16 protein-coding genes are annotated in these 15416 nt (G+C 71.6%); 9 read left to right on the forward strand and 7 right to left on the reverse strand.

From position 1 onward, the window contains the following. Positions 1–649, forward strand: a 649-nt coding sequence (locus H7A69_RS13135) for a hypothetical protein (RefSeq protein WP_182047407.1), incomplete at its 5' end; no start/stop codon positions are given. A gap of 94 nt (positions 650–743) precedes the next feature. Here H7A69_RS13135 and H7A69_RS13140 read toward each other — a convergent pair. Both H7A69_RS13140 and H7A69_RS13145 read right to left on the reverse strand, forming a co-directional pair. Continuing rightward, positions 744–1826, reverse strand: coding sequence for a glycosyltransferase family 4 protein (locus H7A69_RS13140; RefSeq protein WP_182047408.1), 1083 nt, complete (start codon positions 1824–1826; stop codon positions 744–746). Further along, positions 1823–2833, reverse strand: a complete 1011-nt coding sequence (locus H7A69_RS13145) for an alpha/beta fold hydrolase (protein WP_182047409.1) — start codon at positions 2831–2833, stop codon at positions 1823–1825. The genes H7A69_RS13140 and H7A69_RS13145 overlap by 4 nt, the downstream gene beginning before the upstream one ends. Before the next feature lie 215 nt (positions 2834–3048). Between H7A69_RS13145 and treS the strand changes: the two genes are divergently transcribed. Together treS and H7A69_RS13155 are read left to right on the forward strand one after the other, a co-directional pair. After that, positions 3049–4761, forward strand: coding sequence for a maltose alpha-D-glucosyltransferase (gene treS, locus H7A69_RS13150; RefSeq protein ID WP_182047410.1), 1713 nt, complete (start codon positions 3049–3051; stop codon positions 4759–4761). 160 nt (positions 4762–4921) lie between these two features. After that, positions 4922–5626: a 3'-5' exonuclease gene (locus H7A69_RS13155; RefSeq protein ID WP_182047425.1), complete on the forward strand. Its 705-nt coding sequence runs from the start codon at positions 4922–4924 to the stop codon at positions 5624–5626. Between the two features lie 261 nt (positions 5627–5887). Here the strand turns inward: H7A69_RS13155 and H7A69_RS13160 are convergent, their stop codons facing one another. From H7A69_RS13160 to glgA, 3 genes are all read right to left on the reverse strand, one after another. Next, entirely contained in the window at positions 5888–6136 is a 249-nt protein-coding gene (locus H7A69_RS13160) for a type B 50S ribosomal protein L31 (RefSeq protein ID WP_022905175.1), read from the reverse strand. Between the two features lie 134 nt (positions 6137–6270). Next, complete coding sequence (locus H7A69_RS13165) at positions 6271–7053, reverse strand: ABC transporter ATP-binding protein (protein WP_182047411.1); 783 nt, start codon at positions 7051–7053, stop codon at positions 6271–6273. Between the two features lie 9 nt (positions 7054–7062). Continuing rightward, positions 7063–8262: a glycogen synthase gene (gene glgA, locus H7A69_RS13170; RefSeq protein ID WP_182047412.1), complete on the reverse strand. Its 1200-nt coding sequence runs from the start codon at positions 8260–8262 to the stop codon at positions 7063–7065. 47 nt (positions 8263–8309) lie between these two features. Here glgA and H7A69_RS13175 point away from each other — a divergent pair, with 47 nt between their 5' ends. Then, complete coding sequence (locus H7A69_RS13175) at positions 8310–9551, forward strand: glucose-1-phosphate adenylyltransferase (protein WP_182047413.1); 1242 nt, start codon at positions 8310–8312, stop codon at positions 9549–9551. A gap of 77 nt (positions 9552–9628) precedes the next feature. After that, positions 9629–10267, forward strand: coding sequence for a phosphoserine phosphatase SerB (gene serB / locus H7A69_RS13180; RefSeq protein WP_182047414.1), 639 nt, complete (start codon positions 9629–9631; stop codon positions 10265–10267). A 24-nt stretch (positions 10268–10291) separates the two neighbouring features. Here the strand turns inward: serB and fabG are convergent, their stop codons facing one another. Continuing rightward, entirely contained in the window at positions 10292–11005 is a 714-nt protein-coding gene (fabG, locus tag H7A69_RS13185; RefSeq protein WP_069710847.1) for a 3-oxoacyl-ACP reductase FabG, read from the reverse strand. A 157-nt stretch (positions 11006–11162) separates the two neighbouring features. On the opposite strand from fabG, the gene H7A69_RS13190 reads away from it, so the two are divergent. Genes H7A69_RS13190 through H7A69_RS13200 form a run of 3 tightly spaced genes read left to right on the forward strand, consistent with a single transcriptional unit; the run spans position 11163 to position 12951 of the window. Next, complete coding sequence (locus tag H7A69_RS13190; protein WP_182047415.1) at positions 11163–11654, forward strand: DUF3099 domain-containing protein; 492 nt, start codon at positions 11163–11165, stop codon at positions 11652–11654. Beyond that, positions 11654–11962: a hypothetical protein gene (locus H7A69_RS13195; protein WP_069710845.1), complete on the forward strand. Its 309-nt coding sequence runs from the start codon at positions 11654–11656 to the stop codon at positions 11960–11962. Before H7A69_RS13190 ends, H7A69_RS13195 begins: the two co-directional genes overlap by 1 nt. Further along, complete coding sequence (locus H7A69_RS13200; protein ID WP_182047416.1) at positions 11959–12951, forward strand: SURF1 family protein; 993 nt, start codon at positions 11959–11961, stop codon at positions 12949–12951. The genes H7A69_RS13195 and H7A69_RS13200 overlap by 4 nt, the downstream gene beginning before the upstream one ends. A gap of 71 nt (positions 12952–13022) precedes the next feature. Here H7A69_RS13200 and H7A69_RS13205 read toward each other — a convergent pair whose 3' ends face one another. Further along, positions 13023–14621 carry an ABC-F family ATP-binding cassette domain-containing protein gene (locus tag H7A69_RS13205; protein WP_182047417.1) on the reverse strand — a complete coding sequence of 533 codons (1599 nt, stop codon included), beginning with the start codon at positions 14619–14621 and terminating at the stop codon, positions 13023–13025. Positions 14622–14737: 116 nt separating this feature from the next. Between H7A69_RS13205 and H7A69_RS13210 the strand changes: the two genes are divergently transcribed. Beyond that, positions 14738–15337: a biotin transporter BioY gene (locus H7A69_RS13210; RefSeq protein WP_182047418.1), complete on the forward strand. Its 600-nt coding sequence runs from the start codon at positions 14738–14740 to the stop codon at positions 15335–15337. Positions 15338–15416 lie beyond the last annotated feature (79 nt).

Here is a 15416-nt window from a genome sequence, read left to right on the forward strand (position 1 = left end):
ATCGGTGACCCGTCCCCCGGTCGCCCGACGGGTCCGGAGCGGATCGGTCATCGCACTGGCCGCCGCCGTCACCGGGGTCGTGCTGGTCCTCGTGCTCTCCACCATCATCGGGAGCATCCAGAACGGCGTCGGTGGGATCTTCCCGCAGCCCGACGCAGCCCTCGACCGGCTGCGGACGCTCGCCACCGACGTCGACGGCGTCGCGTCCGTGCAGGACGGAGCGACCGAGAAGCGCTCCTTCGCGAGCTGGGACGTGTCCGCCGTCGTCGTGGCGGACGGTGGTCTGTCGCACGGCGAGCAGACGGACCTCGTGCGTGCCCTCAGCGCAGCGGTCGCGGCCGCGGACGGGAACGGTGTGCGCGTCGGCGTCGAGGCCCGCTTCGACGGGCTGCGCGTCGGGGTCTCGAACGACGCCGCCACCTCCGTCCGGCGCCTCGACCTCGCGCGGACCGTCGGGACGATCGGCGGCGTGGTCGGGGTGTCCTGCTCCTGGGGTCCGGACGGCCCGTCGGACGAACCGGCCGACCAGCACGTCGTGGTGCTGACGGTCGGGAGGGGCGTCGCCCTCGCGGCGATCGTCGACGTGGCGACGGACCGGACGCACCGGGTGTTCCCGGGGGCGACGATCGGCTCCGCGCGGCCGTCCTGACACAGCGGCGCACACCGTCGATGTGCTCCGGCCGCGGTCCGGTGCCGCGGCCGGTCAGTACCGACCGCGCTCGATCAGCGCCGCTCGCGGTCCGTCAGCGCCGCTCGCGGTCCGTCACGGCGCGTTCCACCGCGCGGACGACCTGCTCCGCCGAGTCCTGCCACCGGAACCGTGCGGCGCGTTCGAGCGACGCCCGCGACGCGTCGTCCCAGCGTTCCTCGACGCGGCGGACGGCCGCGGCGACCGCGGCGGGTGACGACGGGTCGAAGTACTCGGCCGCGTCCCCGCCGATCTCCCGGAAGATGGGCACGTCGCTGACGACGACCGGCGTCCCGACCCCCATGGCCTCGACCAGCGGGATGCCGAAGCCCTCGTCGTACGAGGCCGTGACGAGTGCTGTCGCCGTCCGCAGCGCCGCGAGGTACTCGTCGTCCGACGCCCCGTCGTGGAAGACCACGGCGCCCTCCGGGGCCAGACGCTCGAGCCGGTGGCGGTCGGCGTCGCTCACCCGGGACATGCAGTGCAGCGTCCAGTCGGGACCGAGGAGCGGGAGCGCCGCGGCGAGCGTCTCGACGTTCTTGTACGGCATGAACGAGCCCATGTAGACGAGGGAGCGCTCGCGTCCCGCGGCGGGGTCGCGCGGTTCGGCCGGGTCGGCGGCGTTGTACGCCACCGTGACCGGTCGGCTCGTCAGCCGGTGCGCCTCGATCAGGCGTGCGGTCGTCTCCGACACCGTGACGACGCCGTCGGCCCCGTTCAGCAGGAACCGCTGCGGCGCCCAGCTCAGGTGGAAGAGCCGCCAGCCGAGCCGGATCGGCCACGAGAACTCGCGCGGTGGCGTGCGGTTCCGGTAGTAGATGAGGTCGTGGAGCGTGAGCACGAGCGCGTAGCGACGGCCGCGGGACCCCATCGTCTGCATCGGCGAGAACACGGCGTCGAGCCCGAGCCGTGACACCCGTCGGGCGACCAGCGGCTCCCCCGCGTCGGTCGGCGCCGGGATGCGCTCCCACGGGATGCCGGCGGGCAGCTGGTCGAGCTGGCGCTCGTCGTGCACCAGGAGGACGTGGTCGTGCCGGTCCGGCAGGTGCGCGACGATCCCGGCGGTGAACCGGCTGATGCCGTCGTGTCGCCCGATGCGGACGTAGCGGCAGTCGATCCCGATCCGGAGTCGCCTCACGACGCCGTCTCCCCGGTCGGCCCGTCCTGCGGTGGCGTCGGCTTCGGTGGCGACGCCTTCGCGGATGCCCGTCCGGTCGTCGACCGCTTCGCACCGCCGCGCGCCGAACGCTTCGCGGGCGTGTCCGCCATCCGCCGGAGCACGGCGTCGGCCGCTGCTCCCGGCGTCTCGTAGTGCACCAGGTGCCCCACGCCGGGCACCACGACGAGCTCGGCGTCCGCCAGCCGCTCAGCCAGTCGGCGCTGCTCCGGCACCGCCGTGATGTCGTCGTGCTCGGCCGCGACGAGCAGCACCGGCACGTCGATCCGGTCCGCGTACTCGGACACGTCGCGCGACACCGAGGTCCGGAACGCCTCGAGCACGCTCGTCCGGTCGGCGAAGGCTGAGAAGTACCGGTCGTGCTGGTCGTGCACCCACCGGCGCGTGTCGCGGTCACGCGTCTTGAGCATCGCGACGCTCATGCCCCGCACGATGGCCGGGTTCCGGAGCAGTCCGAGGCCGAGCGGGCGGGGCAGCACGGCCCCGGCGCGGTAGTAGCCGACCGCGATGGCGGTCGCGACGCCCCGGGGGCCCTGCAGTGCCGGGGCGGCGATCGGGTTCACGAGCACGAGCAGCCGGGTCGCGAGTCCGGCGGCGACGGTCGCCGCGGTCACGATCGACCCGAACGAGTGCCCGAGCACGACGGTGTCGACGCCGAGTCCGAGGGCGCGGTGGAACCCGGTGAGCCAGTCGACGTAGGCACCGATGTCCGACACGGGGAGCGGGTCCGAGACGCCGAAGCCGGGCAGGTCGGGCACGATGACCCGCACCCCTCGGAGGTGTGCCGCGATCGTCTCGAGCCCGTGGTGGTCGCCGCGGAACCCGTGCACCGCCAGCACCGTCGCGGTGGCGTCGGCGGGGCCGTACTCCCAGTAGTGGGTCGTGCGGCCGTCGACCGCGACGGCGCGGTGCACGACCGGGGTCGCGGCCACGAGCGACTGGTACGGGGAGATCACGGGTGGTTGCATCGCGGCCAGTCTACGAAGCCGCACCGCGGCGGCGGGCACTCCGCGCCCGGCGGTGGACGACGACGGGCGGGAGGCGCCCTGTGGAGGAGGGTGTGCCTCCCGTCCGGCCACCCGGCGCGGTCGTGACCGCAACCCGCGGACAGCAGCAGCGGGACGCGCCTACTGTTGGTCGGGTCGGGCCACGCCACCGGCCCGCCGACGACTGAGGAGCACGCTTGACCTTCACGGCCCCGATCCAGCTGCCCGGACTCACGCTGGACCCGCAGTGGTACAAGCGTTCGGTCTTCTACGAGTGCATGATCCGCTCGTTCGTCGACTCGAACGGCGACGGCATCGGGGACATCCAGGGCGTCATCGGCAAGCTCGACTACCTCCAGTGGCTCGGCGTCGACGCCATCTGGCTGCCGCCGTTCTTCCAGTCGCCGATGCGCGACGGCGGGTACGACATCTCGGACTACCGCGCGATCCTGCCGGAATTCGGCACGCTCGACGACTTCCGCGAACTCGTCACGAAGTCGCACGAGCGCAACATGCGCATCGTGATCGACATGGTGATCAACCACACCTCGGACCAGCACGAGTGGTTCCAGCAGTCCCGCGAGGACCCGGACGGCCCCTACGGCGACTTCTACGTGTGGCGCGACACCGACGAGCACTACGAGAACATCCGCATCATCTTCGTCGACACCGAGGAGTCGAACTGGACGTTCGATCCGGTGCGCCGGCAGTTCTTCTTCCACCGGTTCTTCTCGCACCAGCCCGACCTCAACTTCGAGAACCCGGCCGTGGTCGAGGCTGTGTACGACGTCGTCCGGCACTGGCTCGACCTCGGCGTCGACGGGCTGCGGCTCGACGCCATCCCGTACCTCTTCGAGTCCGAGGAGGGCAACGGCGAGGGCGAGCCGGAGACCCACGAGTTCATCAAGAAGCTCCGGTCGATGGTCGACGACGAGTACCCCGGTCGCGTCCTGCTCGCCGAGGCGAACCAGTGGCCGCGCGAGACGGCGGCGTTCTTCGGTACCGACGAGGAGCCCGAGTGCCACATGGCGTTCGACTTCCCGGTGATGCCGCGCATCTTCTACTCGCTCCGCGCCCAGCACGCCGCCGAGCTCAAGGCGATCCTGTCCGAGACCCTCGACGTGCCCGAGAAGGCCGCGTGGGGCGTCTTCCTCCGCAACCACGACGAGCTGACGCTCGAGATGGTGAGCGAGGAGTACCGGCAGGCGATGTACGGCTGGTACGGCTACGACCCGCGCATGCGGTCGAACATCGGCATCCGCCGTCGCCTCGCACCGCTGCTCGACAACTCCCGCGCCGAGCTCGAGCTCATCCACGCCCTGCTGTTCTCGTTGCCCGGGTCGCCGTTCCTCTACTACGGGGACGAGATCGGCATGGGCGACAACATCTGGCTGCCGGACCGCGACTCCTCGCGCACGCCGATGCAGTGGACGCCGGACCGCAACGCGGGCTTCTCGACCGCGGACCCGGGCAAGCTCTACCTGCCCGTCGTGCAGTCGCTCGTCTACAACTACGCGCAGGTGAACGTCGAGGCGCAGCTCGCCCAGTCCCGGTCCCTGCTGCACTGGGTCCGCAACGTGATCCACGTCCGCAAGGCGCACCCGGTCTTCGGCATGGGATCGCTGCAGGTGCAGGACACCGACAACGACTCGGTGCTGGCGTTCGTGCGCTCGTGGGAGGGGTCCGGGCAGCAGTTCGGTCCGTCCGCCGAGGACGTCCTCTGCGTGTTCTCGTTCGCCACGAACCCGACGTCGGTCACGATCACGGCGCCGGAGTTCGCCGGTCGGCCGCTGTACGACCTGTTCGGCGGCGGGTCCTTCCCGTCGTTCGACGAGGACGGGACCGTCACGCTGACGATGGGGACGCAGTCCTTCTACTGGCTGCACGTCGGGCGGCCGGTCGCCCAGTAGGGCGGTCGCGTCGTCCGGCGCGGTCGTCGTGTCCGGACGGGAGGCGCGGCTCACCGCCGACGAGGCGGGTCGCGTGGACCGTGTCGGTGCGTCCCGTTAGCCTCGGGACGTGACGTACACCGGAACCACGCTCGACACGCCCGCACCGGCCTCCCCCGGGATGCAGGACCTCAGCGGACGCCCGTGGTGGCACGCCCTCGGCGTGTTCGACCTCGAGACCACCGGCGTCGACGTCGAGACCGCGCGCATCGTCACCGCGCACGTCGGCCTGATCGACATGACGGGCCGCTCCATCGTCGGCGGTGCGTGGGTCGCCGACCCGGGCATCGCGATCCCCGAGGGAGCCGCGGCCGTGCACGGCTACACGACCGATCGCGCCCAGGCCGAGGGGCGTCCCGCGAGCGAGGTCGTCGCCGAGGTCATCGCCGCGGTCGAGGCCGTGTTCGCCCGCGGGATCCCGCTCGTCATCTACAACGCCCCGTACGACCTCACCGTGCTCGACCGCGAGGCCAAGCGGCACGGCTTCGCCTCCCCCGTCATCGGCAACGTCGTGGACCCGCTCGTGATGGACAAGGCGCTCGACACGTACCGGAAGGGCAAGCGGACGCTCGAGGCGGCGTCGGAGCTCTACGGCGTCACCCTCTCCGACGCGCACGACGCCCAGGCCGACGCCGTCGCTGCCGGACGTGTCGCGCAGGCCCTCGCCGCGAAGTACCCGGAGGAGCTCGGCATCTCCGCCGAGGAGCTCCACCGCAAGCAGGTCGGCTGGTGCGCCGACCAGGCGACCTCGTTCCAGGAGTACATGCGCAAGCAGCGTGACCCGTCCTTCACCGCCGACGGGCGCTGGCCGCACCGCAACGCCTGAGCGCGTCCGACGCAGCCCCCTGCCCGCGCGAGCGGCGTGACGGGGTGGCACCGCGCCTCCCGGCCGCCGCTGCCGTGCCGTCCGCACAACGGGAGGCACGTCGCACCACGGGATCGCGCGGTACGACGTGCCTTCCGTGGTGCCGGAGCACGGCGCACCACGCAGCAGCGCCCCGGCGACCTCCCGCGCCCACACCGCGCCCGCGACGCAGAACGGGCGGCCCTCCCGCAGGAGGACCGCCCGTTCGAGCGCGGGGGCTGCTTACTTGCTGAAGCCCTTGAAGCGCTGGTTGAACTTCTCGACGCGACCGGCCGAGTCGAGGATGCGCTGCTTGCCCGTGTAGAACGGGTGCGACGCCGACGAGATCTCGACGTCGATGACCGGGTAGGTCGCACCGTCGAGCTCGATGGTCTTGTCGCTGGTCGCGGTCGAACGCGTCAGGAACGTCTCACCGGAGGCCAGGTCGCGGAAGACGATGGCGTTGTACTCGGGGTGGGTGTCGGTCTTCATGGAGATTCCTCGGTTGGAGATGGTGGGAGGTGCGCGGATGCCCGGTCCGGGCGGACCCGGGTGGCCACCGCGCGGGAAGTCTGCGGCGTGCGCCAGCCGTCCACGTTACCAGACGACGGCCGTGATCGGGAGCGTCAGACGGCGCGTGCCGTGTACCGACCGGCGTCCTTCGACACGGTCAGTTCGATCCCGAACGCCTCGGAGAGCGTCGCGGCGGTCAGGACCTCGTCGACGGGACCGGCGGCCTGGATGCGGCCGTCCGCGAGCACCAGGGCGTGCGTGAAGCCGGCGGGGATCTCCTCGACGTGGTGGGTCACGATGACGATCGCCGGCGAGTCGCCGCTCTGGGCGTAGCCGCCGAGGGTCCGGACGAGGCTCTCGCGGGCGCCGAGGTCGAGCGACGCCGCCGGCTCGTCGAGGAAGAGCACCTCGGGGTCGGTCATCACGGCGCGGGCGATCTGCACCCGCTTCTGCTCGCCGTCGCTCAGCTCGCCGAAGGTCCGCTCGGTGAAGTCGCCGAGGCCCCACTCGTCGAGCACGCGCTGGGCACGACGGACGTCGAGCTCCTCGTACTCCTCGTTCCAGCGGCCGGTGACGGAGTACGCGGCGGTGAGGACGACGTCGAGGACCTTCTCGGTCACCGGGATGCGCCGGGCGAGCGCGGTCGACGCGAAGCCGATGCGCGGTCGCAGTTCGAACAGGTCGGCCCCGCCGAGCTCGGTGCCGAGCACCTCGACCTCACCCGACGTCGGGAAGGTCTGGGCACCCGCGACCTGGAGCAGCGTCGTCTTGCCGGCGCCGTTCGCGCCGAGCACCACCCAGCGTTCGTCGTCCTGCACCTCCCACGAGATCCCGTCGAGGATGGTGGCCCCGTTGCGGACCACGGAGACGTCTGACAAGCGCACGACCGAGGGCATGGCCCCAGCCTACGGCTTCCGGGCGAGCACCCCGTCGTAGACCTGCCGTGTCCGCCGTGCGATCGCGTCCCACGTGAACTCGCTCTCGACGCGCATGCGTCCGGCGCGTCCCATGAGCTTCGCGAGCCCCTCGTCGGCGAGGACCTCCTCGAGCCCGGCCGCGAGGTCCGCGACGAACCGGTCCGGGTCGTTCGGCGTGCCGGTGCCGTCCTGCGCCTGGTCGATCGGCACGATGCGTCCGGTCAGGCCGTCGGCCACGACCTCGGGGATGCCACCGGTGCGCGTGCCGACGACGGGGATGCCGCACGCCATGGCCTCGAGGTTCACGATGCCGAGGGGCTCGTAGATCGACGGGCAGACGAAGACCGTGCCGGACGAGAGCACGTTGACGATCTCGCGGTGCGCGAGCATCCGGTCGATCCAGACGACGCCGTCGCGCTGCTGCCGCAGCGACTCGACGAGCCCGGTGACCTCGGCCATGATCTCCGGGGTGTCGGGCGCGCCGGCGCACAGGACGATCTGCACGTCCGACGGCAGGGACGCCACGGCGCGGAGCAGGTAGGGCAGGCCCTTCTGCCGGGTGATGCGCCCGACGAAGACGACCGAGCGGCGCGTCGGGTCGATCCCGAGGGCGCGGACGGCGTCCTCGTCGACGGTGGGCTTCCACTCGTCGATGTCGATGCCGTTGTAGACGACGTGCACCTTGGCCGGGTCGATCGACGGGTAGGAACGGAGGATGTCGGCGCGCATCGCCTTCGACACCGCGATGACGCCGTCGGCCTGCTCGAACGCCTCGCGCTCCATCCAGCTCGACAGGCGGTAGCCACCGCCGAGCTGCTCGGCCTTCCAGGGGCGCAGCGGCTCGAGGCTGTGCGCGGTCACCACGTGCGGGATGCCGTGCGTGAGCTGCGCGATCCGCCCGGCGGCGTTCGCGTACCAGGTGTGCGAGTGCACGAGGTCGGCACCCGCGACGTCGGCCGCGATGGCCACGTCGGTGCCCAGCGCCTGCAGCGCGCCGTTCGCGCCCTCGAGCCCGGCGGGCGTGCCGTACGCCGTCACGCCCTGCTCGTCGCGGTGGCCACCGAAGGCCCGCACCCGCACGTCCGTGTCCGTCCCCGACCGCAGCGCAGCCGTGAGCTCGGCCACGTGGACACCCGCTCCGCCGTAGACCTCCGGCGGATACTCCCTGGTCAGTAGATCGACTCGCACGGACTCAACGTAACGGGTTCACTGTCCGGACGCCTACTGTGAACCACATGGCACCAAAGAAGGTATTCGGCATCGTGCTCGCCGGAGGCGAGGGCAAGCGGCTCATGCCGCTCACGGCCGACCGCGCGAAGCCCGCTGTCCCGTTCGGTGGGAACTTCCGCCTCATCGACTTCGCGCTCTCGAACCTGGTCAACTCCGGGTTGCAGAAGATCGTCGTCCTGACGCAGTACAAGTCGCACAGCCTCGACCGCCACGTCGCCGAGACATGGCGCATGGAGGGGCTGCTCGGGTCCTACGTCGCGTCGGTGCCGGCGCAGCAGCGTCTCGGCAAGCGGTGGTTCGCCGGTTCGGCGGACGCCATCCTGCAGTCGCTCAACCTGCTGCGCGACGAGCGCCCGGACATCGTGGTCGTGGTCGGTGCCGACCACGTCTACCGCATGGACTTCCACCAGATGATCGAGGCCCACATCGCCTCCGGCCGCAGTGCCACGGTCGCGGCGATCCGCCAGCCGATCGGACTCGCCGACCAGTTCGGGGTCATCCAGGTCGACCAGGACGACCCCACCAAGATCGACGCCTTCCTCGAGAAGCCGAAGGACGCCGTCGGCCTCGCGGACTCCCCCGGCGAGATCCTCGCGTCGATGGGCAACTACGTCTTCGACGCCGACGCCCTCGTCGACGCCGTGCTCCGCGACGGCCAGATCGAGTCGAGCGCGCACGACATGGGCGGCGACATCGTGCCGGACTTCGTGTCCCGCGGCGACGCCGGCGTGTACGACCTGCAGCGCAACGACGTCCCCGGTTCGAACGAGCGCGACCGCTACTACTGGCGCGACGTCGGCACGATCGACTCGTTCTTCGACGCGCACATGGACCTCATCGCCCCCGTGCCGGTCTTCAACCTGTACAACCAGGACTGGCCGATCTTCAACCAGCAGACGAACCTGCCGCCGGCGAAGTTCGTGCGCGACGCGAACGGCAACACGGGTTCGACCGTCGACTCGATCGTCGCGCTCGGCTGCCTGCTGTCCGGCGCCCAGGTCGAGCGCAGCGTCATCGGTCCCTGGTGCGGGATCGACTCGGGCGCGAAGGTCCTCGACTCGATCGTGTTCGAACGCGCCTCGATCGGGGCCGGCGCCGTCGTCAACCGCGCCATCCTCGACAAGGACGTGGTGATCGCCCCGGGCGCGCAGGTCGGCGTCGACCGCGAGACGGACGAGGGCCGCGGCTTCACGGTGACCGAGTCGGGCATCACGGTCGTGGGCAAGGGCGTCCGCGTCGAGGCCTGACACCTCGGAAGCGGCCTGGAGGCACGGCTGACGTCACAGACGTCGGCCGCGCCTCCTGCTGTCGGTACCGTTGGTCCGTGCCACGCTTCCTCGTCGTCCTCGATGCCGACTCCACGCTGCTCGAGGACGAGGTCATCGAACTGCTCGCCGACCACGCCGGGACCCGGCCTCAGGTGCGGGCGGTGACGGAGCGCGCCATGCGCGGGGAGATCGACTTCGCCGAGAGCCTGCGGGAGCGGGTCGCGACCCTGGCGGGCCTCCCGGCCGACGTCACCGCACGCGCGCAGGAGGCGGTCCGCGTCACGCGGGGCGCCGACGAGCTGGTCCGCGGCGTCCACGCCGCGGGCGGGACCGTCGGCGTGGTGTCCGGTGGCTTCCACGAGGTCCTCGAGCCGTTCGCCGAGCGGCTCGGCCTCGACCACTGCCGGGCGAACCGGCTCGAGGTGGTCGGCGGCGTCCTCACCGGGCGGGTCCTCGGCGAGGTCGTCGACGCGCACGCCAAGGCGGCCGCGCTGCGCGAGTGGGCCGGTGCCGACGGGGTCGGAGCGGCGCAGACCGTCGCGGTCGGTGACGGGGCGAACGACCTCGAGATGATGCGTGTCGCGGCGCTGTCGGTCGCCTTCGACGCGAAGCCGCGCGTGCGCGCCGAGGCCGACGTGGCGGTGGTCGACCGCGACCTCTCGCCGGTGCTCGCCGCACTGGGCCTGCGCGGCTGAGCCGCCGCGCCGCCTGGTGCGGTCCTAGTGGCCCATCCCGAGACCGCCGTCGACCGGGATGACCGCCCCGGAGACGTACCCCGCGCCGTCGCTCGCCAGGAACAGCGTGGCGTCGGCGACGTCGTCCACGGTGCCGTAGCGCGCCGCCGGGATCTGCTTCTTGAACTCGGCCTGCAGCTCCTCCGGGAGCGCGGCGGTCATGTCTGTCTGGATGAAGCCCGGCGCCACGACGTTCGCCGTGATGCCCCGCGAGCCGAGCTCACGGGTGATCGACCGCGCCATGCCGACGAGCGCGGCCTTCGACGACGCGTAGTTGACCTGGCCGACCTGGCCGTAGGCACCGACGACGCTCGACATCAGCACGATCCGGCCGAACCTCGCCTTCATCATCCCCTTCGTGGCGCGCTTGACGACCCGGAAGGTGCCGGTCAGGTTCGTGTCGACCACGCTCGTGAAGTCCTCCTCGGACATGCGGAGCAGCAGCTGGTCGTTCGTGATGCCGGCGTTGGCGACGAGCACCTCGATCGGGCCGAGCTCGGCCTCGACCTGCGTGAACGCGGCGTCGACCGAGGCGGAGTCCGTGATGTCGGCGGCGACGGTGAGCGCGCCCTCGGGGCCGCCCTGGCCGCTGCGGGAGGTGACGGCGACGCGGTGTCCGGCGGCGACGAAGCGGGCCGCGAGGGCGTGGCCGATGCCGCGGTTGCCGCCGGTGACGAGGACGGTACGAGAGGTGGTCATGATCGCGCTTCCGTTCGAGTGGTGGTGACACGGCGCGCCACGGTCGCCAGGACCGCCGGACACGCCCGGACGAGCGTACCGGAGCCGGCCCCCGCACCTGTCCCCCGCGCGGCGGGCCCACTGTCGGTGGTGCGGGCTTAGGCTGGTGTCCGGGCGAATGGAAGAACACCGTATGAAGTCGACGCAGCGCCGGTTCCACGCGACGCACACCACCTCGGGTTCCACGCAGAGCATCACGTCACTGCCGGACTCCCCCGAACTCGATCGCGCACACCGGCTGTCGAAGTACGTCTGGCAGATGGCCGTCCGCGTCGTGTGCTTCATCGGCGCCGTGCTCATCTGGACGACCTGGCACTCGTGGCTCGCGGTGATCCCGATCGTCCTCGCCGCCGTCATCCCGTGGGTCGCGGTCATCCTCGCGAACGCCGGCAGCCGCGCCGAGAGCGACATCGTGTCCCCGGCCGGCGCCATCGAGCTGTACGACGCCGTCGACCCGCGCCTCCGCGAACGGCAGGAGGACGCCCGTGCCGAGGCGTACCGTGCCGAGCAGGAGCGCCTGCGCGAGCAGGCGCAGCACGCGCAGGAGGAGTGGCAGCGGAACGGTGACCGCTCCCGCGTCTGGTCCGCCAAGCCCCGGGCACGCCGCTGATGGGGGCGACGTTCGACCTGTTCACCGAGCCCGGTTCGACGCCGGTCTGCTCGCGCGCGGGCTGCACCAACACCGCTGAGTGGCGTGTCAACTGGCGCAACCCGCGCATCCACGCCATCGACCGCGTGAAGATCTGGGCCGCGTGCGAGGAGCACTGCGACTTCCTCGCCGACTACCTGCGTTCCCGCTCGTTCCCGGTCCGCGTGACCGGCATGCACGAGGACGTCGACCACCTCGACGACGTCCGTGCCCGCGAGGACGCCCCGAAGAACGACGTCGGGGTGCGCTCCAGCGGCACCGGACGATGACGGAGCAGTTCGACCCGAGCGCCCGCTACGGCCGGAAGCACGCCGCGAGGATCCAGCGTGCGGCGGCCGGCGACCGTGGTCCGACGGCGGTGCTCGACCGCGACGACGCTCCGGCTCCCGGAGGCGCACCGGACCCGTTCGTCGGCTGGGGCTTCGTCCGCAGCCGTCGCTGGCTCGGCTACTTCGCGATCGCGGTCGCCTTCGCGATCGTCTGCACCCTGTTCGGCATGTGGCAGTGGGACCGCCGGAACGAGGCCGTCCGCCAGAACGAGCAGATCGCGCAGAACTACGACCACACCCCCGTACCCGTCGACCAGGCGCTCCCCCGGGCATCGAGCTGGAACGACGACCAGCAGTGGCTGCGGGTCGAGGTGACGGGCCGCTACGACGTCGCCGACCAGCTCCTCGTGCGCAACCGTGTGCACAACGGCCAGCCGGGCTTCGAGGTCCTCACCCCGCTCGTCACCGCCGACGGTCGGGCGTTCGTCGTGGACCGCGGCTGGGTGCCGACGGGCAACCGGCAGGACGCCCCGGACCACGTGCCCGCCCCGCCGAGCGGCGAGGTGACGGTCACGGCTCGCCTGCAGCAGAGCGAGCCCCGCATCCCCGGCCGCACCGATCCCGCCCACACCGACCAGGTGCAGTCCGTGACGCTCGCCGACGTCGCGGCGAAGGTCGACACCCCGATCTGGACGGGCGCCTACGGGCAGCTCGCCGCGGAGTCCCCCGCGCCGGCCGAATCCCGCCCGCTGGGGTGGGACCGCCCGAGTGCCGACACCGGGCTCCACCTCAGCTACTTCATCCAGTGGTTCCTGTTCGCGGCCGGCGGCTTCGGCTTCCTGGCGTACCTGATGGTGCAGGAGTACCGGAACCTCAACCAGGACGACCCCGAGGAGCGCGAGCGCGCGCTGGAGCGGCAGCGGCGCAAGGACGCCAAGCCCCGTTCCGACGACGAGGTCGAGGACGAACTGCTGGGCGCGGGTCGCTGACCGCACGGCGACCGCCGGACGGACGGGAGGCCCGTGGCGGACTCCGCCACGGGCCTCCCGTCCGTCTCCGGCTACGCCAGCTCGATGAGCTCCGCGTAGTCCTTGTTCCAGTGGTCCTCGGTGCCGTCCGGCAGCAGGAGCACGCGCTCCGGGTTCAGCGCCTCGACCGCGCCGGCGTCGTGCGACACGAGGACGACCGCGCCCTCGTACCCGGCCAGCGCGCCGAGGATCTCCTCGCGCGACGCGGGGTCCAGGTTGTTCGTGGGCTCGTCGAGGAGCAGCACGTTCGCACCCGAGACGACGATCATCGCGAGCGACAGACGCGTCTTCTCACCGCCGGAGAGGACGCCGGCCTTCTTGTAGCCGTCGTCGCCGGTGAAGAGGAACGACCCGAGCACCCGTCGTGCCTCGGTCTCGGTGAGGTTCGGCGACGCCGAGACCATGTTCTCGATGACCGAGCGGTTCACGTCGATGTTCTCGTGCTCCTGCGCGTAGTACCCGATGCGCAGGCCGTGCCCGGGCAGGATCTCGCCCGTGTCCGGCTGGTCGGCACCCGCGAGGATCCGGAGCAGCGTCGTCTTGCCGGCGCCGTTGAAGCCGAGGATGACGACGCGCGAGCCGCGGTCGATCGCCAGGTCGAGGCCGGCGAAGATCTCGAGCGAGCCGTAGGACTTCGACAGCCCCTCGGCCATGAGCGGGGTGCGACCGCACGCCGCGGGCGTCGGGAACCGCAGCTTCGCGACGCGGTCGACGGCGCGCTCGTCCTCGAGGCCCGCGAGCAGCTTCTCGGCGCGTGCGACCATCTGGTGCGCCGCCGCGGCCTTCGTGGCCTTCGCGCCGAACCGGGCGGCCTGGTCCTTGAGCGTGGCGGCCTTCTTCTCGGCGTTCGCGCGCTCCTTGCGGCGGCGCTCCTCGTCGGCGGCACGCTGCCGCTGGTAGAGCTTCCACCCCATGTTGTAGACGTCGATGGTCTGCCGGTTGGCGTCGAGGTAGAACACGCGGTTGACGACCTCGTCGACGAGCTCGACGTCGTGGGAGATGACGATGACGCCGCCCGGGTAGGTCTTGAGGTGCTCCCGCAGCCAGACGATCGAGTCGGCGTCGAGGTGGTTGGTCGGCTCGTCGAGGATCATCGTCTCGGCGTCCGAGAACAGGATGCGCGCGAGCTCGATGCGGCGGCGCTGACCACCGGAGAGCGTCTTGAGCGGCTGGTCGAGGATGCGGTCCGGGAGCTTGAGGTTCGACGCGATGGAGGCGGCCTCGGCCTCGGCTGCGTAGCCGCCGAGCGCGTTGAACTGGTCGTCGAGCCGGCTGTAGCGGCGCATGGCCTTCTCGGCGACGTCGGCGTCCTCGCTCGCCATGTCGAGCGTCGCCTGGCGGATGCCCTCGACGAGCTCGCCGAGACCGCGGGCGTCGAGGATGCGCTTCCGCGCGGTGTCCTCCGGGTTGCCCGACCGCGGGTCCTGCGGCAGGTAGCCGATCTCGCCGGAGCGGTCGATCTTGCCGTCGGTCGGCTGCGACTCACCCGCCAGCGCCTTGGTCATCGTGGTCTTGCCGGCGCCGTTGCGCCCGACGAGGCCGATCTTGTCACCCTTCTCGACACGGAAGGACACGTTCTCCATGAGGAGGCGGGCCCCGACACGGATCTCGAGGTCGTGCACGGCAAGCACTAGAGGACGTCCAATCAGTTGGTGATGTGCACAACGACGTGTGCGGGAGGTGCACCGCTACGCTGACGGGACCGATGGTCCTCGAACGGGACCAGCAGTCCATTCTAGGAGAATCCATGACGAACGCCACCGGGTTCGCTCGCCGCGCAGTCCTCGCCGACCGCATCCGCACCTCGGGCCTCGCCACCGACGCCGCCCTCGTGGCCGGCGGTGCCCTCTTCACCGCGGCGCTCGCGCAGCTCGAGGTCCCGATGTGGCCGGTGCCGGTCACGGGCCAGACCCTGGCGGTCGTGCTCGTCGGCGCGACGCTCGGCGCCCGCCGCGGCATGCTCGCGCTGCTCGTCTACGCGGTCGCCGGCCTCGCCGGTGCCCCGTTCTTCGCCGACATGCAGGGCGGCCTGCAGGCCCTCGCGCTCCCGAGCTTCGGCTACGTGATCGGCTTCGTGCCGGCCGCCGGCGTCATCGGCTGGCTCGCCCGTCGCAACTGGGACCGGAAGGTCGGCCGTGCCACCGTCGCGATGCTGCTCGCCAGCGCGATCCCGTTCGTGACCGGTCTGCCGTACCTCGCCGTCGCCCTCGGCGCACTCGGTCTACCGAACGACCTGCACTCGGTGCTCGGCGCCGGCCTGTACCCGTTCATCGTCGGCGGGGTCGCCAAGGCGCTCATCGCCGCCGGCGTCCTGCCCCTGGCGTGGAAGCTGGTCGGCCGCCGCTGACGCGACCCCGACACGAGGGGCCCCGCACCGTCCGGTGCGGGGCCCCTCGTCGTCCGTGCCCGCACGTTCCAGCGCGCCA

Source organism: Curtobacterium sp. ME26 (assembly GCF_903970945.1).
GTDB classification, from domain to species: domain Bacteria; phylum Actinomycetota; class Actinomycetes; order Actinomycetales; family Microbacteriaceae; genus Curtobacterium; species Curtobacterium citri.

Bases quoted from the DNA above. Each gene is read 5' to 3' on its own strand.
- H7A69_RS13145 (WP_182047409.1), bottom strand. From the start codon at position 2,833: ATGCAACCACCCGTGATCTCCCCGTACCAGTCGCTCGTGGCCGCGACC.
- H7A69_RS13155 (WP_182047425.1), top strand. From the start codon at position 4,922: ATGCAGGACCTCAGCGGACGCCCGTGGTGGCACGCCCTCGGCGTGTTC.
- H7A69_RS13160 (WP_022905175.1), bottom strand. From the start codon at position 6,136: ATGAAGACCGACACCCACCCCGAGTACAACGCCATCGTCTTCCGCGAC.
- H7A69_RS13165 (WP_182047411.1), bottom strand. From the start codon at position 7,053: ATGCCCTCGGTCGTGCGCTTGTCAGACGTCTCCGTGGTCCGCAACGGG.
- H7A69_RS13175 (WP_182047413.1), top strand. From the start codon at position 8,310: ATGGCACCAAAGAAGGTATTCGGCATCGTGCTCGCCGGAGGCGAGGGC.
- fabG (WP_069710847.1), bottom strand. From the start codon at position 11,005: ATGACCACCTCTCGTACCGTCCTCGTCACCGGCGGCAACCGCGGCATC.
- H7A69_RS13190 (WP_182047415.1), top strand. From the start codon at position 11,163: ATGGAAGAACACCGTATGAAGTCGACGCAGCGCCGGTTCCACGCGACG.
- H7A69_RS13195 (WP_069710845.1), top strand. From the start codon at position 11,654: ATGGGGGCGACGTTCGACCTGTTCACCGAGCCCGGTTCGACGCCGGTC.
- H7A69_RS13200 (WP_182047416.1), top strand. From the start codon at position 11,959: ATGACGGAGCAGTTCGACCCGAGCGCCCGCTACGGCCGGAAGCACGCC.
- H7A69_RS13210 (WP_182047418.1), top strand. From the start codon at position 14,738: ATGACGAACGCCACCGGGTTCGCTCGCCGCGCAGTCCTCGCCGACCGC.